The 22534-nt window shown below is 63.2% G+C and carries 19 protein-coding genes; 7 read left to right on the top strand and 12 right to left on the bottom strand.

The window, feature by feature from the left end; genetic code table 11:
• Positions 1-180: 180 nt before the first annotated feature.
• The 4 genes from ATY76_RS03020 to ATY76_RS03005 all read right to left on the bottom strand — a co-directional run bounded on the left by ATY76_RS03020 (position 181) and on the right by ATY76_RS03005 (position 6580).
• Entirely contained in the window at positions 181-3336 is a 3156-nt protein-coding gene (locus ATY76_RS03020; RefSeq protein WP_088673279.1) for an efflux RND transporter permease subunit, read from the bottom strand.
• On the bottom strand, positions 3333-4541 hold the full coding sequence (locus ATY76_RS03015) for an efflux RND transporter periplasmic adaptor subunit (protein ID WP_088673278.1): 1209 nt from the start codon (positions 4539-4541) through the stop codon (positions 3333-3335). The genes ATY76_RS03020 and ATY76_RS03015 overlap by 4 nt, the downstream gene beginning before the upstream one ends.
• Positions 4542-4829: 288 nt before the next feature.
• Positions 4830-5741, bottom strand: a complete 912-nt coding sequence (locus tag ATY76_RS03010) for an adenylate/guanylate cyclase domain-containing protein (RefSeq protein WP_088673277.1) — start codon at positions 5739-5741, stop codon at positions 4830-4832.
• 146 nt (positions 5742-5887) lie between these two features.
• The gene (locus tag ATY76_RS03005) at positions 5888-6580 is read right to left on the bottom strand and encodes a TetR/AcrR family transcriptional regulator C-terminal domain-containing protein (RefSeq protein WP_088673276.1); all 693 of its coding nucleotides are present in this window, start codon (positions 6578-6580) and stop codon (positions 5888-5890) included.
• Positions 6581-6716: 136 nt separating this feature from the next.
• On the opposite strand from ATY76_RS03005, the gene ATY76_RS03000 reads away from it, so the two are divergent.
• Entirely contained in the window at positions 6717-7205 is a 489-nt protein-coding gene (locus ATY76_RS03000) for a RidA family protein (RefSeq protein WP_088673275.1), read from the top strand.
• A gap of 22 nt (positions 7206-7227) precedes the next feature.
• On the opposite strand, the gene ATY76_RS02995 is transcribed toward ATY76_RS03000, so the two are convergent.
• Positions 7228-8139 (bottom strand): LysR substrate-binding domain-containing protein, encoded by a 912-nt coding sequence (locus ATY76_RS02995; RefSeq protein ID WP_088673274.1) that lies wholly within the window; start codon positions 8137-8139, stop codon positions 7228-7230.
• Positions 8140-8238: 99 nt separating this feature from the next.
• Here ATY76_RS02995 and ATY76_RS02990 point away from each other — a divergent pair, with 99 nt between their 5' ends.
• From ATY76_RS02990 to ATY76_RS02975, 4 genes are read left to right on the top strand one after another with little or no spacing between them, the layout of a single operon-like run.
• A complete protein-coding gene (locus tag ATY76_RS02990; protein WP_088673273.1) occupies positions 8239-8985 on the top strand; it encodes an SDR family oxidoreductase in 747 nt (248 codons plus the stop codon).
• Positions 8986-8987: 2 nt separating this feature from the next.
• Positions 8988-9689 carry a cupin domain-containing protein gene (locus ATY76_RS02985; RefSeq protein ID WP_088673272.1) on the top strand — a complete coding sequence of 234 codons (702 nt, stop codon included), beginning with the start codon at positions 8988-8990 and terminating at the stop codon, positions 9687-9689.
• A 2-nt stretch (positions 9690-9691) separates the two neighbouring features.
• Positions 9692-10795 carry an FAD-dependent oxidoreductase gene (locus ATY76_RS02980; RefSeq protein WP_088673271.1) on the top strand — a complete coding sequence of 368 codons (1104 nt, stop codon included), beginning with the start codon at positions 9692-9694 and terminating at the stop codon, positions 10793-10795.
• Positions 10792-12003 carry an MFS transporter gene (locus ATY76_RS02975; RefSeq protein ID WP_088673270.1) on the top strand — a complete coding sequence of 404 codons (1212 nt, stop codon included), beginning with the start codon at positions 10792-10794 and terminating at the stop codon, positions 12001-12003. Before ATY76_RS02980 ends, ATY76_RS02975 begins: the two co-directional genes overlap by 4 nt.
• Before the next feature lie 119 nt (positions 12004-12122).
• Here ATY76_RS02975 and ATY76_RS02970 read toward each other — a convergent pair whose 3' ends face one another.
• The 6 genes from ATY76_RS02970 to ATY76_RS02945 all read right to left on the bottom strand — a co-directional run bounded on the left by ATY76_RS02970 (position 12123) and on the right by ATY76_RS02945 (position 18514).
• A complete protein-coding gene (locus tag ATY76_RS02970; protein ID WP_088673269.1) occupies positions 12123-12536 on the bottom strand; it encodes a type II toxin-antitoxin system VapC family toxin in 414 nt (137 codons plus the stop codon).
• Positions 12533-12796: an AbrB/MazE/SpoVT family DNA-binding domain-containing protein gene (locus ATY76_RS02965; protein ID WP_088673268.1), complete on the bottom strand. Its 264-nt coding sequence runs from the start codon at positions 12794-12796 to the stop codon at positions 12533-12535. Before ATY76_RS02965 ends, ATY76_RS02970 begins: the two co-directional genes overlap by 4 nt.
• A gap of 77 nt (positions 12797-12873) precedes the next feature.
• Positions 12874-14424 (bottom strand): SpoVR family protein, encoded by a 1551-nt coding sequence (locus tag ATY76_RS02960; protein WP_088673267.1) that lies wholly within the window; start codon positions 14422-14424, stop codon positions 12874-12876.
• Positions 14421-15695, bottom strand: a complete 1275-nt coding sequence (locus ATY76_RS02955) for a YeaH/YhbH family protein (RefSeq protein WP_088673266.1) — start codon at positions 15693-15695, stop codon at positions 14421-14423. Before ATY76_RS02955 ends, ATY76_RS02960 begins: the two co-directional genes overlap by 4 nt.
• A 12-nt stretch (positions 15696-15707) precedes the next feature.
• The gene (locus ATY76_RS02950; protein ID WP_088673265.1) at positions 15708-17651 is read right to left on the bottom strand and encodes a PrkA family serine protein kinase; all 1944 of its coding nucleotides are present in this window, start codon (positions 17649-17651) and stop codon (positions 15708-15710) included.
• A gap of 386 nt (positions 17652-18037) precedes the next feature.
• Positions 18038-18514: a VOC family protein gene (locus ATY76_RS02945; RefSeq protein WP_088673264.1), complete on the bottom strand. Its 477-nt coding sequence runs from the start codon at positions 18512-18514 to the stop codon at positions 18038-18040.
• A gap of 223 nt (positions 18515-18737) precedes the next feature.
• On the opposite strand from ATY76_RS02945, the gene ATY76_RS02940 reads away from it, so the two are divergent.
• The gene (locus tag ATY76_RS02940) at positions 18738-21221 is read left to right on the top strand and encodes a UvrD-helicase domain-containing protein (RefSeq protein ID WP_088673263.1); all 2484 of its coding nucleotides are present in this window, start codon (positions 18738-18740) and stop codon (positions 21219-21221) included.
• 30 nt (positions 21222-21251) lie between these two features.
• On the opposite strand, the gene ATY76_RS02935 is transcribed toward ATY76_RS02940, so the two are convergent.
• A complete protein-coding gene (locus ATY76_RS02935) occupies positions 21252-21599 on the bottom strand; it encodes a hypothetical protein (RefSeq protein ID WP_088673262.1) in 348 nt (115 codons plus the stop codon).
• 254 nt (positions 21600-21853) lie between these two features.
• Here ATY76_RS02935 and pncA point away from each other — a divergent pair, with 254 nt between their 5' ends.
• Entirely contained in the window at positions 21854-22480 is a 627-nt protein-coding gene (gene pncA / locus ATY76_RS02930; protein WP_088673261.1) for a bifunctional nicotinamidase/pyrazinamidase, read from the top strand.
• Positions 22481-22534: the final 54 nt, after the last annotated feature.

Below are 22534 nucleotides of genomic sequence, written 5' to 3'. Positions count from 1 at the left end.
GCATGCAGTCTTCAAAAAAACGAAGAAGACCAGTCGGTTCCTGGTCACGATCATTGCCGCTTATACTTAACAAACGGCTAATCTTCAGACGAAATTTATCTTATTTCCCAAGACTTCATACACCATAAGAAACGCCGCCGGACGGCAATCCGGCGGCGCGTTCGATGCGGGATGGAAGGCCTATTCGGCGGCCTGCAGCTGCTCCTCGTCGGGCGCCGGCCGCGGCCGCGTGGCAACCGACATTTCCTCGTGCAGACGCGCTTCCTCATGGGCGTGCGGCTTGGCGAAGCGGGCAAGCAGGAGATAGGCGACCGGCGTGATGAACAGCGTCACCAGCGTCGCGAAGCCCAGGCCGCCGACGATCACCCAGCCGAGCGCCACGCGCGCTTCGGCACCGGCGCCATGCGCAAAGACCAGCGGCACGCCGCCGAGAATGGTGGCGATCATCGTCATCATCACGGGGCGCAGGCGCAGCGCGCAGGCCTTCTCGATCGAGGAGCGCACGTCCTCGCCCCTGTCGCGCAGCTGATTGGCGAATTCAACGATCAGGATGCCGTTCTTCGCCATGACGCCGACCAGCAGCACCAGGCCGATCTGGCTGTAGATGTTGAGGCTGGAGCCGGTGATGATGAGCGCGAACACGGCGCAGGCAAGGCCGAGCGGCACCGTCGACATGATGATCAGCGACGACAGCACGCTTTCGAACTGCGCGGCCAGCACCAGGAAGATGATGACGATGGCAAAGCCGAAGGTCAGCGCCATGCCGTTCGAGTTTTCTTCCAGCGTCGCCGCTTCGGCAAGCGGCAGAAGGCGCGCGCCCGGCGGCAGCAGCGGCTCGGCGAGTTCGGTCACCTGCTTGACCGCGTCGCCGAGCGACATGTTGTCCTTGAGCCCGGCGGTGATCGCGACCGAGGCGAGCTGCTGCTCGCGGTTCAGCTGCGGCGCGACCGAGCCCTCCTTCATCGTGGCGATGACGGACATCGGCACGATCTTGCCGTCGCCGGTCTTCAGGAAGACGTTTTCGAGGTCTGTGGGATCATCGATCGGCCGCGTCGTCGAGGTCAGAAGCACGGGATAGGATTCGCCGTCGACGAAGACATCGACCACCGAGCGCCCTTCGAGCAGCGACTGGATCGCCGTCGAAAGCCCGGTAATGTCGATGCCGAGATCGGAGGCGCGCTCGCGGTCGATCGCCACCGACACCTGCGCCTGGCTCGGCTCGTTGGTCAGGCGCGGCGTATCATATTGGCCGGTGGCTTCGAGCGCCTGAACCAGCTTGGCGGCAGCCGCCGTCAGCGCCTCGTGATCGTTACCGACCAGCGCCATCTGCACGCCGCTGCCGGCGCCGCGGATGCGCAGGCTGTTGGACGAGATGGCGTTGCCGCGCAGCGCCGGCACCCTCGCCGCCGCCTGGTTGATGTCGGCGACGATCTCCGCCTGCGACCGTTGGCGTTCGCCCCAGGGAGCGAGCGTCAGCACCATGAAGCCGCTGTTCAGCGAACCGCCCTGGCCGGAGATCGAGAAGACGTTGCGGATGTCGCCGCTGTCGACCAGCGGCTGCAGATATTCCTCGACGAGCTGCATCTTGTCGCGCGTATATTCGAGGCTCGATCCCTGCGGCGTCGTCAGCCGCATCATCACCATCGAACGGTCTTCCTCCGGCGTCAGCTCGCTCTTGACGGTGGAGAAGGCGATGAGGGCGGCGCCGGCGAAGATCACCGAGAAGAGGATGACGACGAAGGGCGCATTCAGGCAGCCATGCAGCGCCCATTTGTAGAGCCGGGCGAGCGCGCCGCCGAAGCGGCCGAGCGCACCGTGATCCTCGATCATCGGCTTCGTCAGCATGCGTGAAGCCAGCATCGGGCACAACGTCAGCGCCACGATCGACGACAGCCCCACCGAGAAGGCGAGCACGAAGCCGAATTCGCGGAAGAGGCCGCCGACCTGCCCCGGCAGGAAGGAGAGCGGGATGAACACGGCCGCCAACGTCGCGGTCGTGGCAACGACCGCGAAGAACACCTCGCGCGTGCCGAGCACGGCGGCCGCGCGCGGCCCCATGCCCTCGGCGCGCCGGCGCACGATGTTTTCGAGCACCACGATCGCGTCGTCGACGACGAGGCCGGTCGCCAGCACGATCGCGAGTAGCGTCAGAATGTTGATCGAGAAGCCGACCATGTAGATCGCCGCCAGCGTGCCGATCAGCGCCACCGGCATGCTGACCGCCGGAATCAGCGTCGCCCGCCAGTCGCGCAGGAAGAGATAGATGACGGCCGTGACGATGACGGCGGCGAGCACCAGCGCCAGCACCACCTCATGGATCGCGCCCTGGATGAAGACGGCGTCGTCGCTGGTGATGGAGATCGTCGTTCCCTCGGGCAGCGTCTTCGACAGCTGTTCGACCGCGGCCTTGATGCCGGTCGAGATATTCAGCGTGTTCGACTGCGCCTGGCGGATGATGCCGAGGCCGATACCGGGCTTGCCGTTGGAGCGCAGCGTCGTGTCGCCGTCGCGCGGCCCAAGCGTCACCGTCGCGACGTCGCCGAGGCGGACCCGGTCCTGCAGCATGACGTTGGAAAAATCGGCCGGCGTCTGCAGGTTGGCGGTGGCGCGCACGACGATATCCTGCGTCGCGCTCTTCAGCGAGCCGGCCGGCACGTCGAGCGCGGCATTGTCGAGCGCCTTCGTCAGGTCGCCGATGGTGAGCCCGCGGCTCGCGAGCGCCCCCTGGTCGACATCGACGCGGAAGACCTTCTCCTGGTCGCCATATTCCTCGACATCGGCCACGCCGTCGACGGACGCCAGCCGGTCGATCACCTCGTTCTCGACGAGCTGCGTCAGGTCGTCCATGTTGAGGTTGGTGGAGGTGACGGCAAGGCGCATGATCGCCGAGGAATCCGAATCCGCCTTGACGATCTGCGGCGCATCCGCCTCGTCGGGCAGGTTCTGGGTGATGCGGCCGATCGCATCGCGCACGTCGTTGGCGGCGACCGCGAGATCGATCGCATCGGAAAATTCGAGCGTCACCCGGCTCTGGCCGAAGGAAGAGGTGGACGAGATCGATTTCAGGCCGCTGACGCGGGCGACCGCGCCCTCGATCACCTTGGTCAATTCCTGGTCGATCGTCTGCGGCGATGCGCCGTCGAAAGTGGTGCGCACGGTGACGACGGGACGGTCGACATCCGGCAGCTCGCGCACCTCGACGCCGACGTAAGCCGCAAGCCCGGCGACGACCATCAGCGTGTTGAACACCAGCGCCAGGATCGGCCGGCGAACGAAAAGCGCGGTGAAGCTCTGCTTGCCCGACGATCCGCCCTGATGAATTTCGGTCACGCTCATTGGGTCGCGACCTCCGCATTCGCAGCGACATCGGCGGAAACGCGCACCGCACCGCCCTCACGCACGCGCTGCAGGCCCTGCGTCACGATCTTGTCGCCATCCTTGAGGTCGGCCTTGACGAGAATGAAATCGGGATTGCGCTGCACGACGCTGACCCGCACCTTGTGCGACTTGTCGTCGGTCACCTGCCAGACGAAGGAGCCCTGCGAATCCCACTGCACGGACTGCGGATCGACCGCCGGATATTTGTCGCCGGGGAATTTCATGCTGACGCTGAAGGACATGCCGGCGCGCAGCTCGTCCGACGAGTTGTCGATCCGGGCGCGCAGGCGCAACGTGCGGCTCTCCGCATCGATGCGGTTGTCGACGGCCTCGATCACGCCCGAGAACATCTGCCCCGGCTTTGCCACCGACATCGCCTCGACCGGCTGCCCCACCGCGACCGTATTGGAAAAACGCTCCGGCACCCAGAAATCGACGAGAATTTCCGAACGGTCGTCGAGAGTAACGATCGGCGTAGTGGTCGTGACGTTGTCGCCGATATTGACCGGCACGATGCCGACGATGCCGTCGATCGGCGCGGTGATGTTGCGCCGGGCGAGATTGAGTTCGGCCGCCTGCAGCTGCAGCCGGGCGCCCTGCTCGGCGATCTCGGAATCGAAGACGTCCATGCGCGACACGCTGGACTTGATGTTGTGATAGAGGTTGGATTTCTCGACGGCGGCTTTCACCGCCACATCCGCCTGGCCGCGAGCGATCACCTGCTCCTCGCTGTCGAGCTTGGCGAGCACCTGGCCGGCCTTCACCCTGTCGCCCGACTTGATGAGGATTTCGCGGATCGTGCCCGTTGCCTGCGGCGTGACCGCCACCGAGCGGATCGCATCGCCGGTGCCGATCGCGTTCAGCCGGTCGTTGACAACGCCCTGGACGACGGCTTCGGTGGCGACGAGAACGGCGCCGTTGCGCCCGCCGCCGCGGCGATTCTGCCCCTGCCCTTGGCCTTGCCCGCGCTGCTGTCCTTCCGCCCGGGCGGGAGCGTCGGCATCGGCGGTTTCAGCAGTTTTGGGCGCGATCCTGGAAACGAGGCTCTCCGGAATGCCTGCAGCGCGCATCGTATCGCCGGCACCCGGCACAAAGAAAACCCATGCGGCAAAGCCGGCAATGATGACGATGAGCGAAAGTATAAACTGCTTCCAAAAGGCCATTCACGTCTCCGGAGGGACTCGAGGTTGGACCAGGGTCGGTCGAAAGAGGCGCTGCGGGATCGAGATCCCCCAGGGGTCCGGATCCCCAGGGAACAAGATTCCCTGCTGATGCGACAATATCGCGCGTTTACAGCTTAACGGCAAGCATAAGCACCCGGCATTACCGATTTGTAATATCAGCAAAGAATGGAAATAACCCCGGCGCTCACTTTTGCTTGAACGAAGCTGGAAAACGTCTTGACGCGACCGATTTCGAGGCAAGATTGCGCGGCAAAACCAGAGGCGGCTCTAGCGGCGCAACGACCACCGCAGGCCGGCCGCCGCCGCCAGCCCCAGCATCGGCCAGACCGCCCAGAAGCGGCCTTCCCAGGTGAACAGGTTGATGCCGATAATGCCGAGCGCCACGATCGCGAAGGCAGCGGCCTTGCGGTCGAACCAGGTCTGCCCGCGATTCCAGATGAGCGCCGCGACGACGGCAAGCACCAGCACGGGGAAACGCGCCCAGAAAACGCCCTGCCACGACAGCAGATTGATGCCGATCAGCACGGCGGCGATGACGCCGAGTACGGCAAACAGCCTGCGTTTGCCGGGAACCGGCCTTGCCGCATCCACGGCGGCGGCGGCGACGGGCTGCGGCCGGGCAGCCGGCCTTTCGGCAGGCGCCGCCTCCTCGCTCCCGCCGCCGATCCTGACTGCATAGCTCGGCACGCCTTCTTCGACATTCTTGACGACCAGCGGCCCGAGAAACTCGAAACCGACGGCCACCTTGTTTCGCACCTGGTCGTAGACGGTGCTCGAAATGACGATGCCGCCGGGCGCTGCCGACGTCTGCAGCCGCGCAGCGATGTTGACGCCGTCGCCATAGATGTCGTCGCCTTCGACGATCACATCGCCGAGATTGATGCCGATGCGGAAGAGCATGCGCCCGTCGCTCGGACGGCCGGCATTGAAGCCGGCAAGTTCGTTCTGGGTATCGACGGCAGCACGCACCGCCTCGACCACGCTCGGAAAATCAGCGATCAGCCCGTCGCCCCAGGTGTTGACGACGCGGCCGCCATGGCTTTCGATCAGGTGCCCCATCGCCTCCCGGCAACGCTTTAGCGTTGCCAGCGTCCCCTCCTCGTCGGCGCCCATCAGCCGTGTATAGTCCTGCACGTCAGCACAGAAGATCGTCGTCAGCTTGCGCCGCGTTTCACTCATGGTCCTCGTCTCCGCGCCGTCCGAAGATCGCTGCATAGACTGAAGCTGGCCCAGGCAATATGGGCGGTTGCAGCGAGCCTACGTTACTAAGCCTTTGTGTTTCTTGCCACCGATAATTGCCGATGGTCGGCGCGTGGTGCAACTCGTTATCTCGGAGCGAGACCGTCGAGCAGGAAGTCGAGGCCTTTCCTGAAAGCGCCGTCCCAATCGTCATCGAGCAGCAGACGGGAGCGTGCGAGTGCCGGGTAGCGTTCGCCGAGATCGGTAAGGCGCTCTTGCGCGGCCGCCCTGTCCTCCTGCGAAAGATCGAAATTCGCCCGGGTGACGGTAGCGCCGATCACGTAGTTCCAGAGCGACCATATCGCCACGTTCAAATCGGCCTCGGCGACACCGGCGCCGGACAGGATCTTGTTCAGCCGCTCCAGGCGGGCGAGGATGTTCGGGCCGAGCGCCCGGCGCGGCAGCAGCGATGCCGACCAGGGATGGCGCAGCATGTTGGCGCGCCAGTCCTCAAGCATTTGGACGATTTCCCCGCGCCAGTCCTGCGATCCGGCCGGCTCGGACACTCGATATTCGAGCACCGAGTCGAGCGCCAGATCGAAGACTTTCTCTTTGTTTTCGACATGCCAATAGAGGCTCATCGCACCTGAACCCAGACGATCGGCGAGCCGGCGCATCGTCAATCCGTCGATGCCCTCGGCATCCAGCAGTTCGACCGCGGTCGTCACGATCCGTTCCAGAGACAAAGCCGGCTCATTGCCAGGCTCTCGTGCGGAGCGCGGTGACGCGGCTTTCCCTCGAGGCCGTCTGCTCTGCGCGCCGCTGCGTTTGGCTGCCATCCGTCTTCCCTGCCGATCACCATGCCGATTTAAGCCGAGACTTGGGGAATGTCGATCCCGAACGGTTGACTCGTACGATGTACGATGCCATCCAATCGTACATCGTACGAGTCAATTCGATCCTGCAGGGGAAACCATGTCACGCGCAATCAAGCATCTGCTCATTGGAGGCATCATCATCATGACGACAGGAGTTCAAAACATGACGACGGCGAATGCGGATGACCGCAAGCTGACCATCGTCAATCCGCAGACGCTCTACGACCCGACGCCGAACGGCTACAGCACTGCCGTCATCGTGCCCCGCCAAGCGCGGCTGGCCTATATCTCCGGACAGGGCGGCCAGGACGGCACCGGAACCTTGTCGCCTGACTTCGCCGTGCAGGTGAAGCAGGCCTACGCAAACCTCAGCGCCGCCCTCGATGCGCTTGGCGCAAGGCCGGATCAGGTCGCTAAACTCACGGTCTTCGTGGTCGATCACGACATGTCCAAGCTCGAGGTGCTGACCAGAAACGTAAAGGAGATGTTCGGCGACGCGCTGCCGGCGCAGACGCTGATCCCCGTGCCCAAGCTCGCAATCGACCCCATGCTGTTCGAAGTCGAAGCCGTCGTCATGCTCGAATAGCGGCGGCGACGGCCGCCCGCGATCATCGCTGCAGGGAGCGCCCCGCCAGCCAGTCGTGAAACGCGGCGACCTCGTGCCGTCGCAGAGCCTTGGGCGCGGCGACGATGTAATAGGCCCATTTGACGGGCCAGCGGACCTCCGGCAGCAGATGCACCAATCGGCCGCTGTCCAGTTCCTGCGCCACGAGCGCCTTTCGCACCAGGGCGACCCCTCTTGCCGCGACCGCCGCGTGGATGACGGCGGCGGTCGAATTGATCTTCAGGCCGCCGTCGGCGGGCGCCTGGTTGGCGCCGGATCGGGCGAGCCACTCACCCCAGCTCGGAAAGTCGCCGCCGGGATGCGGCGTCCCGTCGTGAATCAGCGTCTGCTCGGCGATCCAGCCTGCGGTCGCGTCGCGATCGGCAGGCAGGAGCCGGTTATGGCAGACGGCGATGATCTCCTCGCCCATCAGGAAGGTGGACCGCACGCCCTTCCAGGAGCCGAGACCGCATCTGATGCCGATATCCGCCTCGTCCTGGGCGAGATCGATAACCCGGTCCGAAACGTCGAGCCGGACGTCGATGCCGGGATAGGCCGAGGAAAAATCTTCGAGCCTTGATATAAGCCAGTTCGCGACCAGCGCCTGCGAGGCCGTCACCACCACGACCGAACGGGCCTTGCGGCCGCGCAGCTTCCGAAGGCCGGATTCGAGAAGGTCGAGCCCCTGGGCGATGTCTTCGAGGGCGTCCTGCGCCTCGTCGACCGGCGTCAGGCGCTCCGCGCCGGTACGGCTTCTCCGGAACAAGGGATATCCGACCCAGTCCTCCAAAGAGCGGACAAGCTGGCCGACGGCCGGCGGTGTGACGTCGAGTTCGGTGGCCGCCCCGACGAAGCTGCCATGCCGGGCGGAGGCCTCCAGCGCCTGCAGCGAGCGTAGTCTGGTGAGGTTTCTCATGGCTTCACGACAAAGTTTTTCTTTCTATCCGATATGGCGTCTTTTCCTCGCGAACGCAAATTCCAGCGCTAGACTCGTCGCGAACAAGAGGATTGACGCATGGTTCTGACAGGAAAGACCGCATTGGTGACCGGCGGTTCGAGCGGCATCGGCCTCGCGGCCGCGCGGATGCTGCGCGACAACGGCGCCCGCATCGCGATCACGGGACGGTCCGAGGAAAAACTCGTCCTTGCGGCCACCGAGATCGGCGGCGATGTCCTCCCGATCCAGGCGGACGTTTCCTCCCGCGAGGATCTGATTCTGGCAAGCGGCAGGATAAAGGAGGCGTTCGGATCGCTGGACATCCTGTTCGCGAATGCGGGCGCCGCCCTCGGCACGCCGCTCGCGACGACGGACGAGGCCACCTATCACAAGATCATGGATGTGAACGTCAAGGGCGTCTTCTTCACGGTGCAGGCAATGCTGCCGCTGATGCGCGAGGGCGGCTCGATCGTCCTCAACACCTCCTGGCTCAACCAGGTCGGAACGCCGGGCCGGGCGATCCTGTCCGCCTCCAAGGCGGCGGTCCGCTCCTTCGCCAGAACGATGTCGGCGGAACTGCTCGACAGGAAGATCAGGGTCAATGCCGTCAGCCCCGGTTCTATCGAGACGCCGATCCATCGCGGCAAGAACCAGAGCGAGGAAGAGTTCCGCGCCTATGCCGGCCGGGTCGGCGCGCAGGTGCCGCTCGGGCGCATGGGCAGGCCGGAGGAGATCGCGGCCGCCGTGCTCTTCCTGGCAAGCGAGGCTTCGAGCTATATGCTCGGAGCGGAGATCGTCGTCGACGGCGGCAGATCGGAGCTTTGACCATGCTTTTGAACGAAGATCTCTCCAAACGCACCCTCGTCCATGCCGCAGAGCTCGACTGGGTGCCGAGCCCGATAAAGGGCGTCGACCGCCGCATGCTTTTCAGGATCGGCGGCGAGAAGGCCCGCGCGACATCGATCGTCCGCTACATCAGCGAAAGCCGGTTCTCGCACCATCAGCATCCCGGCGGGGAGGAGTTTCTCGTCCTCGACGGCGTATTCCAGGACGAGAGCGGCGATTTCCCCGCCGGCAGCTATGTCCGCAACCCGCCCGGGTCAGGCCATGCGCCGCGGAGCGAGCACGGATGCACGATCCTGGTCAAGCTCTGGCAGTTCAAAGCAACCGATCGCGAACGCGTCGTTCGCCTGCCCGGAGAAGGCCGGCCATCTGAGCCGCGGGCCGGCGTCGCCTCGTCGAGGATACTCTTCGACGGGTCGGACGAGTGCGTGATGCTGGAGGACTGGCGCCCGAATGCCGACGTCGAGGTCGCCAACCCCAAAGGATTGGAGCTGCTGGTGATCGACGGCGGCTTTACCGAGGCGGGCGACGCGCTCGGCCGCTGGAGCTGGCTTCGCCTGCCGGCCGGGCAGCAGCCTCACGCCAGAACAGGAGGGCAAGGCGCCCGCGTCTGGCATAAATCCGCGCCGCTCCTGCATCAGGACGTCTGCCTCTTCGACAATCCCGAACTCCCCAAGGACAAGTGAAAATGAAGGCTTGCAAAGTAGCCGTCATCGGCGGTGGTCTCGCCGGGCTTTATGCGGCGCGTGCGCTCCACGCGTCCGGCATCGACACCCTGCTGGTGGAAGCGCGCGGCCGGCTCGGCGGCCGCATCCTGACGGCCGATCGATCCGGCATGCCGGCCGAAGACGGCTTCGATCTCGGCCCTTCCTGGTACTGGCCCGAGATGCAGCCGGCCATGGCGAGCCTCGTCGGGGAACTCGGGCTGCGCTCCTTCGGGCAGAACAGCGAGGGGGCTGTCGTCTTCGAACGCATGTCGCGTGAGAAGCCGCAGCGCTATCTGCCGGCGGCGCTGGACCAGCAGTCGATGCGGCTCGCAGGCGGCACCGTGGCGGCGATCCGCGCCCTGGCAAGAGAGCTTCCTACGGAGCGCATCCTTCTCGACACAAAGGTCACGGCAATGGACCTCGCTGCAGACGGCGTCCGGCTCACCGTCCACGCGCGCGACGGCAGCGCGGAGAGCCTGCATGCGGAACTCGTCGTCGCCGCCCTGCCGCCGCGGCTCCTGGAAGCGACGGTCACGTTTACGCCCCCGCAGGATCCGGCTACCGCCGCCCGCTGGCGCGACACGCCGACGTGGATGGCGCCGCATGCGAAGTTCTTCGCGATCTACGACAAGCCCTTCTGGCGCGTAAACGGCCTGTCCGGGACGGCGCAAAGCATGGTCGGGCCGCTGGTCGAAATCCACGATGCGACGACCGCCTCGGGCAAGGCCGCGCTCTTCGGCTTCCTTGGCGTCGGGGCGGATCAGCGCGCCGCGCTCGGCGAGGAGGTTTTGAAGCAGGCATGCCTCGTGCAGCTTGCGAGACTTTTCGGCCCCGATGCGCTTGCCCCGGGCGCAACCCTGCTGAAGGATTGGGCTGCCGATTCGCTGACGTCGACCGCAGCGGACCGTTCCGGCGGCGGACATCCGATACCAGGAAGCCCGCGCTGGGTATCCGGCCCATGGGAAGCCCGCCTTCTGCTCGCCGGAAGCGAGACCAGCGAAACCGAACCCGGCTATCTCGCCGGCGCCGTCATCGCCGCCAAGCGGGCGGTCGCCGAGATCCGGTCCAAGATGGATAGAGAATGAACGTCATCCAGCAAGTTTCGGCAGACCCTGAGATCGCAAGGCGCAACTCATGGATCCTGACGCTCGCCCAGGCCTTCGGCGGTGCGAACGCGCCCGTGGTCGTTTCGCTCGGCGGGCTCGTGGGGCAGCAGCTGTCGCCCGATCCCGATCTCATCACCTTGCCGGTCAGCCTGCTCAATCTCGGGCTGGCGCTTGGAACCCTGCCGGCGGCCTATGTGATGCGCCGCTTCGGGCGGCGGGCGGGCTATCTGCTCGGCACGATGATCGGCACCGTCTCCGGCCTGATCGCCGCGGCCGGCATCGTGCTCGGCAGTTTCATCATCTTCTGCCTCGGCACCTGCCTTGCCGGCTTCTATTCGTCCTATGTGCAGAGCTACCGTTTCGCCGCGACCGACAATGCGAGTGGCGCTGAGGGCCAGAAGGCGATCGCCCGTGTGATGATCGGCGGCCTCGCGGCAGCGATCATCGGGCCGCAGCTCGTCATCTGGACACGCGATGCGGTTCCGGGAACACCCTTCGCCGGAAGCTTCGTCAGCCAAGCCGCCCTCGCCGCACTCGCCTTCCCGATCCTCTTTCTGCTGCGCGCATCCTCGCCGCAGAAAACCGTGGGCCGGGAGAGCCATGCGGAGCGTCCGCTGTTCCAGATCCTCTCATCGCCGCGTTATCTCCTGGCGATCGCGACGGGCGTCGTCTCCTACGGGCTGATGACCTTCGTGATGACCGCCTCCCCGATCGCCATGGTGGGGCACGGCCATTCGATCGACCAGGCCGCGCTCGGCATCCAGTGGCATATCCTGGCCATGTACGGACCGAGCTTCGTGACCGGGCGGCTGATGGTGCGCTTCGGTAAGGAGCGGGTGGCGGCCGTCGGCCTGCTGCTCATCGGCGGCTCGGCAGCGGTTGCGCTTTCCGGCTTCGACATCGCCCATTTCTGGATTTCGCTCGTCCTGCTCGGGATCGGCTGGAACTTCGGCTTCATCGGCGCCACCGCCATGGTGGCGGACTGCCACACGCCGGCCGAGCGCAGCAAGGTTCAGGGCGCGAACGACTTCCTCGTCTTCGGAACGGTCGCCTGCGCCTCCTTCTCATCGGGATCGCTGCTGCACAGCTCCGGCTGGGAAACGATCAACTGGATCGTGCTTCCGGCTGTGGCCCTGGTTTTGGTTCCCCTGGTCTGGCGCGCGGCCCGGCCGGCCTACGCCTCGTGACGGCTCACGCGAGGGCGGCGCTGTCGCTTCCCCACGGAAGTCGTGAAGATCGTCATCAACAGGCGCGATCTCGAAAGCTCGAAGCCACGAGTACAAGCTTTCAAAAGGCAACGTAAACGTCAGCTTCGGTTGCTTGCCCAGCTGTCGGTCTTCAAAGGGTCCGAAACTTGAGCAAAAGCTTTGTCGCGTGTGACCAGGGTCGCGTCGGTTGCGACGGCATGAGCGGCAATCATCACATCGAGCGGTGCCAGGGTTACCCCCTTGGATTCGCAGGTGGCGCGCAGGTCGCCGTAGGTTCGCGTAACATCGTGATCCCAAGGGAGGACACCGACCCGGAGCAGGAATTGTCTGATCCTCTCCGACAGCGCCTTCGGGTATCCACGCTTAGCGAGACCGTAAAGCAGCTCCCCTTCCGTGACTGATGAGATGACGATGTCCTCCATCGGAAGCACGGCCAATCGTTCGATAATCTCCGGCCGATCGCCCTTGATGATATGGCTGACGATATTGGTATCGAGCATCCAGGCCGTCATTCCTTCCAGCCCTCGAACGGATCGCGATCATGCGGTAGCTGCCGACGGTCGTCTGCCCCTAGAAAATCGTCCGGAACCGGATCCTTGCCATAGAGTTCGAACAGACCATCCCACGAATCCGGCTTGCGTGACAGAATGACGTCGCCGGTTTTTGGATCGCGACGGACGAAGACTTCGTTCCCCTCGAAGCGGAACTCCGCGGGGAGTCTGACAGCCTGGCTGCGACCAGTTGTAAAAATCTTGGCTGTTCTTGTTGCCATGATGGCCTCCGGATCAGGATAGCTACCATGGTATATACCGCCGACCAATACCGAACAAGAGTTTTACCGACAGGCCATCACTGAACGATCTTGCGCGGGCTTGCCGTATGCTCCCTTGCCACGACGTTCGAGCCGTCGATTTCCTGAAGCAGGACGTCGTAGCCCCAGAGATCGGCGAGATGCTGCAGCACCTGCTTCATGTCGGTTTCCTGGAGATAGCAGCCGTTCATGACGATGTGCTGCAAGAGCAGGCGTCGGTCGCCGGCGAGGTCGACATCGACGATGTCGATGGCCGGATCGGTCCAGCCGATATCGTATTCGCGGGAGAGCTGGCGGCGGATGCGGAGATAGCCGCGCTCGTTATGGATCGCCGAGACCAGTATGCCTTCGGTCTGCTCCGGATCGTCATAAAGATGGAACAGCCTGAGCTGCCGCATCAGATTGGGGCTCAGAAACTGGCTGATGAAGCTCTCGTCCCGGTAATTGGCCCAGATGTCGCGCAGCACGCCCATCGCATCGCCGCGTCCCGCGATATCGGGAAACCATGCGCGGTCCTCTTCCGTCGGCGACGTCACGATCCGCTCGATATCCTGCATCATCGCAAAACCGAGCGCATAGGGATTGAAGCCCGAGAACCGCCGGTCGTCGTAATTCGGCTGGAACACGACATTGGCATGCGATTTCAGGAATTCCAGGAAGTTTCCGTCGCTGATCTGCCCGCGATCATGAAGCCGGTTCATGATCTGGTAATGGACATAGGTGGCGGTTCCCTCGTTCATCACCTTGGTCTGCCGCTGCGGATGGAAATATTGGGCGACATGGCGGACGATGCGCAGGATCTCGCGCTGCCATGGCTGCAGCCGCGGGGCGGTTTTTTCGAGGAAATAGAGGATATTGTCCTGCGGAAGGCCGAGTGCCGCCCGCCGCTTTTCCAGCCCGATGTCCCCCGCCTTCTTCGCCTTGCCGACGGGCACGGTGCGCCAGAGATCATTGTACATCTTCTCTTCATGGGCGCGGCGCTCCTGCTGCCGCTTCTCCTCCTGGCGAAGATCGACGGTATTCTTGCCCGCGTAGCGGTGCACCCCGTGCGACATCAGCGCATGGGCGGCGTCGAGCGTACGTTCGACGGCCACTTCGCCGTAACGTTCCTCGCAGCGGGCGATATAGCCCTTGGCGAAATCGAGATAGTCGAGGATGCCTTCCGCATCGGTCCAGAGCTTGAAGAGATAGTTGTTCTTGAAGAAATGGTTATGGCCGAAGGCCGCATGCGCGATGACGAGCGTCTGCATCGTCGCCGTGTTCTCTTCCATCAGATAGGAGATGCAGGGCGAGCTGTTGATGACGATCTCATAGGCAAGATCGCGCATGCCGCGGCGATAGAAGGCTTCGTGATGGGCGAAATGCTTGCCGAAGGACCAGTGGCGATAGAAGAGCGGCATGCCGGTCGAGGAATAGGCGTCCAGCATCTGCTCGGAGGTGATAACCTCGATCTGGTTCGGATAAACGTCGAGACCGAGTTCGCCGATCGCAATGTCCTCGCAGGCATCGTGAATGCGCTGCAGTGTCGTGAAGTCCCAGTCGGCGCCTTCGAACAGCAGCAGCTCTTTCGCCCTCAGCGTCGTGGTCATGGTGTCACCTTCGATTGTGCCTCACGTTTCTGGAAGAGATCGTGGAAAACCGGGAAGATCTCGCTTCGCCGGCAGACCTTACGCATCGAAAGCGGCAGGAGTTCGGAGCGGATGCCCTCGTAGAGCGTCCAAAGCGGCGAACGGGATATGGAGGAGTCGCCGCCCTCTTCGCCGACTTCGATATAGGCGAAATACTGGCAGAGCGGCAAAATCTCCCGCAACAGCTGGCCGCTCAAGCTGCCGTCAGAATGGGCGTTGTCACCGTCCGAGGCCTGGGCGCCGTAAATGTTCCACTCGGTCGGGTCGAACCGCGCCGCGATGATCCCGCGCATCGCCGCCAGCGCGCTCGAGACCAGCGTGCCGCCCGTCGCCGGGCCGTAGAAGAAGGTTTCCTCGTCTACCTCCTCGGCCCTGTCGGTGTGGCGGATGAAGACGATTTCCACCTTCTTGTAGCGCTTCGACAGGAAGAGATAGAGCAGCAAATAGAACCGCTTCGCCAGGTCCTTCATGTGTTCCGACATGGAGCCCGAGACGTCCATGAGGCAGAACATCACGGCCTTCGCCACCGGCTTCGGCTCGTTTTCGAAGCGCCGGTACCGAACGTCGAGGGGATCGATGTACGGAATGCGCCGGCTTTTTTCCTCCAGGGTCTTGAGCTTTGCCTCAAGTCCCAGGCGGATTTCCTCGTCCTCGCATTCCTCGACCTGCCGCTGCAGGTCTTCGATTTCCTGAGGACGCGGGCGGCGCAGCGCGATGCGGCGCATCATCGCCAGCCGCGTCGTGCGGCCGACGGCGATGTTGGACGGCGATCCCGAGACGGAATAGCCGGCCCGGAAAGGCGTTTCCTCCTCGGTCTCGGCAAGCCGCCGCTTGGCGAGATCGGGCAGTTCCAGATCGTCGAGGAAAACATCGAGAAACTCCTCGCGCGTCAGCACGAAGCGGAAGCCGTCCTCGCCGTCGCCCTCGCCGGCATCCTTGGGTTTCCCGCCCTTGCCGCCCGGCGGGCGTGGAAGGATATCGCCTTCCACGAAGGCCCTGTTGCCAGGCAGGATATGGTCGCTGATGCCGCCGTCGCCCCTTCTCAAGCTCGGTTCGGCCATTCCATCGATCGGCAGGCTGATTTCCCCGCCGTCGAGCACATCTCGAATGTTTCGGTTTTGCAGAGAACGTTTGACCGCCTGCTGCACGGCGCCCTTCATGCGTCGAAGGAACCGCTGCCGATTTTCCAGACTTTTACCGCGCGGATTTAACCGCCGGTCGACAATGTGCATAATGGCTCCGCATTAGCTTGCCTGTTTGACGCGCATGTACCACTCGACAAGGCGCCGAACCTGCCGTTCCGTGTATCCCCGCGCGGCCATGCGCGAGACGAATTCGCTGTGCTTCTTCTCTGTTTCGGAATCCTTCTTCGATCCAAAGGAAATGACCGGCAAAAGATCCTCGACCTGCGAGAACATTCGCTTTTCGATGACTTCCCGGATTTTCTCGTAGCTCGTCCATGACGGATTCTTTCCGCCGTTGGCTGCCCGCGATCTCAAGCAGAACTTGACGATTTCGTTGCGGAAATCCTTCGGATTGGCGATCCCGGCAGGCTTTTCGATTTTCGTCAGTTCCTGATTGAGGAGCTCGCGATCGAGAAGCTGGCCGGTATCGGGATCCTTGAAGTCCACATCTTCGATCCAGGCATCGGCATAATCCACATAGCGGTCGAACAGGTTCTGTCCGTAGTCCGCATAGGACTCAAGATAAGCCTTCTGGATTTCATTTCCAATGAACTCTGCGTAACGAGGCGCAAGATCGGCCTTGATGAACTCCAGATAGCGCTTCTCGGTATCGTCGGAAAACTGCTCCCGGCGGATCGCCTGCTCGAGCACATACATCAGATGTACAGGATCGGCGCCGATATCGGTCGTGTCGTGGTTGAAGGTCGAAGCGAGCACCTTGAAGGCAAAGCGGGTCGAGATCCCGTCCATGCCCTCGTCGATGCCGGCGGCATCCCGATATTCCTGCACGCTGCGGGCGCGCGGGTCGGTTTCCTTCAGGCTTTCGCCGTCATAGGTGCGCATCTTCGAGAAGAAGGTCGAGTTCTCGTGCTTGCGCAGGCGCGAAAGCACGGAGAAGCGGGCGAGCATTTCGAGCGTCGCAGGCGCGCATGGCGCATCCGCAAGTTCCGATCCCTCGATCAGCTTCTCGTAGATCTTCTGCTCTTCCGTCACCCGCAGACAGTAAGGCACCTTGATCACGCAGATGCGGTCGATGAAGGCCTCATTGTTCTTGTTGGCCTTGAAGGTCTGCCATTCCGCCTCGTTCGAATGCGCGAGCACGATGCCCGAGAAGGGTATGGCGCCGATATTCTCGGTGCCGATGTAGTTGCCTTCCTGCGTCGAGGTCAGCAGCGGATGCAGCATCTTGATCGGCGCCTTGAACATCTCGACGAATTCGAGAATGCCCTGGTTGGCGCGGTTGAGCCCGCCCGAATAGCTGTAGGCGTCGGGGTCGTTCTGCGAATAGGTCTCCAGCTTGCGGATATCGACCTTGCCGACCAGCGAGGAGATGTCCTGGTTGTTCTCATCGCCGGGCTCGGTCTTGGCGATGGCGATCTGGCGCAGCCGCGACGGCTGGATCCTGACGACGCGGAAGCGGGAAATATCGCCGCCGAAATCATCGAGCCGCTTCACGCACCACGGGCTCATCAGCCCGCTCAGGCGTCGCTGCGGAATGCCGTATTGCTCCTGTAGCAGAGATCCCATCGTCTCGGGATCGAAGAGGTTCAGCGGGCTCTCAAAAACCGGGCTGATCTCATCGCCTGCCTTCAGGACGTAGATCGGATGAACCTCCATCAGCTGCTTCAGCCGTTCCGCCAGGGACGACTTGCCGCCGCCGACGGGACCGAGGAGATAAAGGATCTGCTTGCGTTCTTCGAGCCCTTGAGCGGCGTGGCGGAAGAAGGAAACGATACGCTCGATCGTCTCTTCCATGCCGTGGAAGCCAGCAAAAGCCGGATAGACCCGGATCGTCCTGTTCATGAAGATCCGGCCAAGGCGCGCGTCCTTGGCGGTATCGATCATCTGCGGCTCGCCTATCGCGGCGAGCAGGCGCTCGGTCGCATTGGCATAGGCGATCGGTTCTTTTTTGCAGAGATCGAGATATTCCGCCACCGACATGTCGGTTTCGCGGCGTGCTTCGTAACTGCGGGTGAACGCATCGAATACGGATTCACTCAGCATGGGCCCTCCAATAAGGTTCTGCCACAGGCTCCAGGTGTCCCTATAACCATCGAGATGGCCACAGCGTTCCTGAGAATCAATAGTTTCGTAGGTATATTCCACGCTCACCGGCTGTTTCTGGCAATGCACAAAGATGTGCATGCACCGGATCTTTTTTGAACTCTGCGAAACTGTTTATTATTCTAGTTGAGAACGGGGGTATTGCGGTATCAGCACATTTCGCGACGTGACATGAATGTCAAAAAGGTGTGCAATGTCGCCCGTGATTCGAGTTCCGGCGAAAACGCCGGCCGGCAGCACCGGTCGGGCGAGCGTCTCTGCTACGGCCAGCGCGCCCGCCCGGAAATTCAGGATATTGCTCCCCAAACCTTGAACGGAATCGCGCCTCAGCCGGCGAACGCTTTCTCCAGCGCTGATATATCGATCTTGACCATGCCGAGCATCACCTCGGTGACGCGTTTGGCCCGCTCGCGGTCACTGTCGGCGACCATCTCGGAAAGCGCGCGCGGCACGATCTGCCAGGAGAGGCCCCAGCGGTCCTTGAGCCAGCCGCAGGCCTCCGGCGTGCCGCCATTGGCGAGAAAAGCATCCCAGATCCGATCGATCTCGGCCTGGCTGTCGAGCAGAACGGCAACCGAGAAGGAATGATTGAAGCTGTCGAACGGGCCGGCTTTCATCGCCACGAAGGTCTGGCCGGCAAGCGTGAATTCGATCAGCTCGACGCTGCCGGGAGGCCCGCTCGGCGTCTCGGCCGGCAATATGGTGGTGCGGCCGATCCGGGAGTCCGGAATAGTCGACACGTAGAATTCGACGGCTTCGCGCGCTTCCTCGGCGAACCAGAGAGTTGAAACGATCTTCGGCATGGCAGCCTCCTTGTTGACGAGCTTTGGTCCGGACGCTTAGGCCCGATGCTCCAAGGACGCGCCGAAGGCGTGGATTCCGACAGGCCGCGGCTCGAATTTTCCGCCCTGCCTCGCTCGGTGGCCCTGCCGCCCTGGGCAAACCCCTTGGGATAGCCGGCGGCTCGGGAATGAAAGCAGAACATCTTTTCTGGTCTTTCCCTCCCGAATCACTACATTACGCGCCATGAGCAACAGTTTCGACGATATTCCCTTCTTCGATGAAGAGCCGGGCGAGATGCCGCGCAAGCCGCAGGCGCCGTCGGAAAAGGCGCCGGCCTCGGGAAGCATTGCATCCGGCGGCATCGCCGCCCGCGCCATGGCGGCCCGCGACGGCGGCAAACGGCCGGATTATCTGGCCGGCCTGAATCCCGAGCAGACCGAAGCCGTCGAAGCGCTGGAAGGCCCGGTGCTCGTGCTCGCCGGCGCCGGCACCGGCAAGACCCGCGTGCTGACGACCCGCATCGCCCATATCCTGTCGAGCGGCCGCGCCTTTCCCTCGCAGATTCTCGCCGTCACCTTCACCAACAAGGCCGCCCGCGAGATGAAGGAGCGCATCGCGCTCCTCGTCGGCGGCGCCGTCGAAGGCATGCCCTGGCTCGGCACCTTCCACTCGATCGGCGTCAAGCTCCTGCGCCGCCACGGCGAACTCGTCGGCCTGCGCTCCGACTTTACCATTCTCGACACCGACGACGTGGTGCGCCTCATCAAGCAGCTGATCCAGGCTGAAGGTCTCGACGACAAACGCTGGCCGGCCAAGCAGTTCGCCGGCATGATCGACACCTGGAAGAACAAGGGGCTCGGCCCCGCCGATATTCCCGAGGGCGATGCCCGCGCCTTCGCCAACGGCCGCGGCCGCGATCTCTATTTCGCCTACCAGGCGCGCCTGACGACGCTGAACGCCTGCGATTTCGGCGACTTGCTGATGCATCCGATCGCGATCTTCCGCAAGAACCCGGATCTTCTGAAGGAGTATCACGGCCGCTTCCGCTATATTCTCGTCGACGAGTACCAGGACACCAACACCGCGCAATATATGTGGCTGCGGCTTCTCGCCCAGCGCCCCAAGGGCGAGCCGCAGAATGTCTGCTGCGTCGGCGACGACGACCAGTCGATCTATGGCTGGCGCGGCGCTGAGGTCGATAATATCCTGCGCTTCGAGAAGGATTTCCCCGGCGCCAAGGTGATCAAGCTGGAGCGCAACTACCGCTCGACCGAACATATTCTCGGTGCCGCCGCCCATCTGATCGCTCATAATGAAGGCCGCCTGGGCAAGACGCTGTTCACCGACCGCGCCGATCCCGAGGACGTCAAGGTGCAGGTCCACGCCTCCTGGGATTCGGAGGAGGAAGCCCGCGCCATCGGCGAGGAGATCGAGCAGCTTCAGCGCGACAAGCACCTGCTGAACGACATGGCGATCCTGGTGCGCGCCTCCTTCCAGATGCGCGAATTCGAAGACCGCTTCGTTACCCTCGGTCTCAACTACCGCGTCATCGGCGGCCCGCGTTTCTATGAGCGCCTCGAAATCCGCGATGCCATGGCCTATTTCCGCCTGGTCGCGCAGCCGGCCGACGACCTCGCCTTCGAGCGCATCATCAACACGCCGAAGCGCGGCCTCGGCGATACGACTGCGCGCGCCCTGCATGACTATGCCCGCGCCCGCGACATCCCGATGCTGGCCGCCGCCGCCGACATCATCGAGACGGACGAACTGAAGCCGAAGGCGCGCAAAGCCCTCTTCGACGTGATTCAATCTTTCCGCCGATGGCAGGAACTGCTTGAAAACACACCGCATACGGAACTTGCCGAGCAGATCCTCGAAGAGTCCGGCTATACCGATATGTGGAAGAACGACAAGAGCGCCGAAGCGCCGGGCCGCCTCGAAAACCTCAAGGAACTGATCCGCTCGATGGAAAGCTTCGAGTCGATGCGCGGCTTCCTCGAGCACGTCTCCCTCGTCATGGACGCCGAGACCAACGAGAACCTCGACGCCGTCTCGATCATGACGCTGCACTCGGCCAAGGGCCTGGAATTCGACACCGTCTTCCTGCCCGGCTGGGAGGAAGGCCTCTTCCCCCATCAGCGCTCGCTGGATGAAAGCGGCCGCGCCGGCCTGGAAGAAGAACGGCGGCTCGCCTATGTCGGCATCACCCGCGCCAAGCGCCGCTGCCATATCTGGTTCGTTTCCAACCGCCGCATCCACGGCCTCTGGCAATCGACCCTGCCCTCGCGTTTCCTCGACGAACTGCCGGAAAGCCATGTCGAGGTCGCCGAAATGGAACAGAGCTACGGCGGCTACGGCCGCGGCGGCTACGGCCAGTCCCGCTTCGACAAGGCCGACCCCTTCTCCAACTCCTATTCCACGCCCGGCTGGAAACGCGCCCAGGCCAACAAGACCGACGCCACCCGCGACAATTGGGGCACCCGCTCCGGCCACGCCGTCGAGCGCATCGGCTACGGCGAAAGCGGCCCGAAGGGGCGCACGATCGAGGGCGAACTGGTGGCGAAATCCACCTCCTCCGAACCGTCGCGCTTCACCCTCGGCGACCGCGTCTTCCACCTGAAATTCGGCAACGGCAACATCACCGGCATCGAAGGCAACAAGCTGACGATCGAATTCGATCGCGCCGGCCAGAAGCGAGTTTTGGACGGCTTCGTCGAGCGCGTCTGACCGCGCGGCGATGCCGCGTGGGGTGAATCGTCACCCGAACATCCGCATACTGCTGAGACCGAGAATGTCGTTCAGTAGGGCGATGCCCATTCCGACGGCGACGATCGACAGCCCGATCAGGAAGAGCCGCCGAGACCGGTCATATTTGGCTGCGAGCAGCGAGTCGCGCGCCAGGAGATCGGCGAAAACTTTCACCTGAATGGCGATGCCGACCGTCAGGAACGACATCGGTAACAGATCGACACTGCTCCAGTCATTTGGATTGGACACCCACAGACTGATGAAGTTGAGCGAGAAACCAAGGATGATCCCGGTCGCCGTCAGCGAGCCGTTGCGGAACGTCGCATCGATCTTTTCATCGGGTTGAGGCTCGGACATGGCTTCGGTTCCGGCTTGCGTCTCAGGCAAGAAAGGCAGAAATCAGGGCGGCCGGCAAGACCGGCCTCTTTGCATGTCGCTCTCACACAACCGCACCCTATCGCATTGGTTGCATTAGCATATTCTTTTTCGGGCGACTACTACCACCGGTGACGGAATTAACGCTTGCATGCGGGCCTTCGGGAATTCACTAGTTGATGCATCGAGTGTGCATTGGCATCTTGCATTGCGATTAAGCGAAGGACTTGGCCTTGATGAAAGCGCTGCTGCTTGTCGATATCCAGAACGGCTTCTGTCCGGGCGGCAACCTGCCGGTGCCGGAGGGCGACAAGGTGGTTCCCGTCGCAAACAGGCTGATCGACAGCGGCAGATACGATCTCATCGTCGCCTCGCAGGACTGGCATCCGCCAGGCCACGGCAGTTTCGCCTCCGCCCATCCGGGCGCCGCCCCCTTCGAGATGGGCGAACTTTCCGGCAAGCCGCAGATGATGTGGCCGGACCACTGCATCCAGGGCACGCTCGACGCCGAACTGCATCCCGCGCTCAAATCCGAAGAGATCGACCTGATCCAGCAGAAGGGCGAGGATCCCAGGATCGACAGCTATTCGGCCTTCCGGGATAATGACCGGGATGCCTCGACCGGCCTTTCCGATTTCCTCGAAGACCAGGGCGTCACCGATCTCGATGTCTGCGGCCTCGCCACCGACTATTGCGTCAAATTCTCCGCGCTCGACGCGCTGGAAATGATGCCGGGCATACGGGTGCGCTTCATCGAGGATGCCAGCCGCGGCATCACCCCCGAAGGCGTCGCCGCCGCCATCGACGAGATGCGGGCGCATGGCATCGCGATTGTCGACAGCGCCAAGGCTCTGGCCGGCTAACTCGCGCGAAAATAACGCGGGAATGCCGGATCGGCGCACGCCCATTCGTCCTTG

It is taken from the genome of Rhizobium sp. R339 (assembly GCF_002211395.1).
Lineage (GTDB): Bacteria > Pseudomonadota > Alphaproteobacteria > Rhizobiales > Rhizobiaceae > Rhizobium.
The sequence above is the reverse complement of the archived record's forward strand: the minus strand, read 5'-3'. Positions and strand labels throughout refer to the sequence as shown.

Bases quoted from the DNA above. Each gene is read 5' to 3' on its own strand.
- ATY76_RS03020 (WP_088673279.1), bottom strand. From the start codon at position 3,336: ATGAGCGTGACCGAAATTCATCAGGGCGGATCGTCGGGCAAGCAGAGC.
- ATY76_RS03015 (WP_088673278.1), bottom strand. From the start codon at position 4,541: ATGGCCTTTTGGAAGCAGTTTATACTTTCGCTCATCGTCATCATTGCC.
- ATY76_RS03010 (WP_088673277.1), bottom strand. From the start codon at position 5,741: ATGAGTGAAACGCGGCGCAAGCTGACGACGATCTTCTGTGCTGACGTG.
- ATY76_RS03005 (WP_088673276.1), bottom strand. From the start codon at position 6,580: ATGGCAGCCAAACGCAGCGGCGCGCAGAGCAGACGGCCTCGAGGGAAA.
- ATY76_RS03000 (WP_088673275.1), top strand. From the start codon at position 6,717: ATGTCACGCGCAATCAAGCATCTGCTCATTGGAGGCATCATCATCATG.
- ATY76_RS02995 (WP_088673274.1), bottom strand. From the start codon at position 8,139: ATGAGAAACCTCACCAGACTACGCTCGCTGCAGGCGCTGGAGGCCTCC.
- ATY76_RS02990 (WP_088673273.1), top strand. From the start codon at position 8,239: ATGGTTCTGACAGGAAAGACCGCATTGGTGACCGGCGGTTCGAGCGGC.
- ATY76_RS02985 (WP_088673272.1), top strand. From the start codon at position 8,988: ATGCTTTTGAACGAAGATCTCTCCAAACGCACCCTCGTCCATGCCGCA.
- ATY76_RS02980 (WP_088673271.1), top strand. From the start codon at position 9,692: ATGAAGGCTTGCAAAGTAGCCGTCATCGGCGGTGGTCTCGCCGGGCTT.
- ATY76_RS02975 (WP_088673270.1), top strand. From the start codon at position 10,792: ATGAACGTCATCCAGCAAGTTTCGGCAGACCCTGAGATCGCAAGGCGC.
- ATY76_RS02970 (WP_088673269.1), bottom strand. From the start codon at position 12,536: ATGACGGCCTGGATGCTCGATACCAATATCGTCAGCCATATCATCAAG.
- ATY76_RS02965 (WP_088673268.1), bottom strand. From the start codon at position 12,796: ATGGCAACAAGAACAGCCAAGATTTTTACAACTGGTCGCAGCCAGGCT.
- ATY76_RS02960 (WP_088673267.1), bottom strand. From the start codon at position 14,424: ATGACCACGACGCTGAGGGCGAAAGAGCTGCTGCTGTTCGAAGGCGCC.
- ATY76_RS02955 (WP_088673266.1), bottom strand. From the start codon at position 15,695: ATGCACATTGTCGACCGGCGGTTAAATCCGCGCGGTAAAAGTCTGGAA.
- ATY76_RS02950 (WP_088673265.1), bottom strand. From the start codon at position 17,651: ATGCTGAGTGAATCCGTATTCGATGCGTTCACCCGCAGTTACGAAGCA.
- ATY76_RS02945 (WP_088673264.1), bottom strand. From the start codon at position 18,514: ATGCCGAAGATCGTTTCAACTCTCTGGTTCGCCGAGGAAGCGCGCGAA.
- ATY76_RS02940 (WP_088673263.1), top strand. From the start codon at position 18,738: ATGAGCAACAGTTTCGACGATATTCCCTTCTTCGATGAAGAGCCGGGC.
- ATY76_RS02935 (WP_088673262.1), bottom strand. From the start codon at position 21,599: ATGTCCGAGCCTCAACCCGATGAAAAGATCGATGCGACGTTCCGCAAC.
- pncA (WP_088673261.1), top strand. From the start codon at position 21,854: ATGAAAGCGCTGCTGCTTGTCGATATCCAGAACGGCTTCTGTCCGGGC.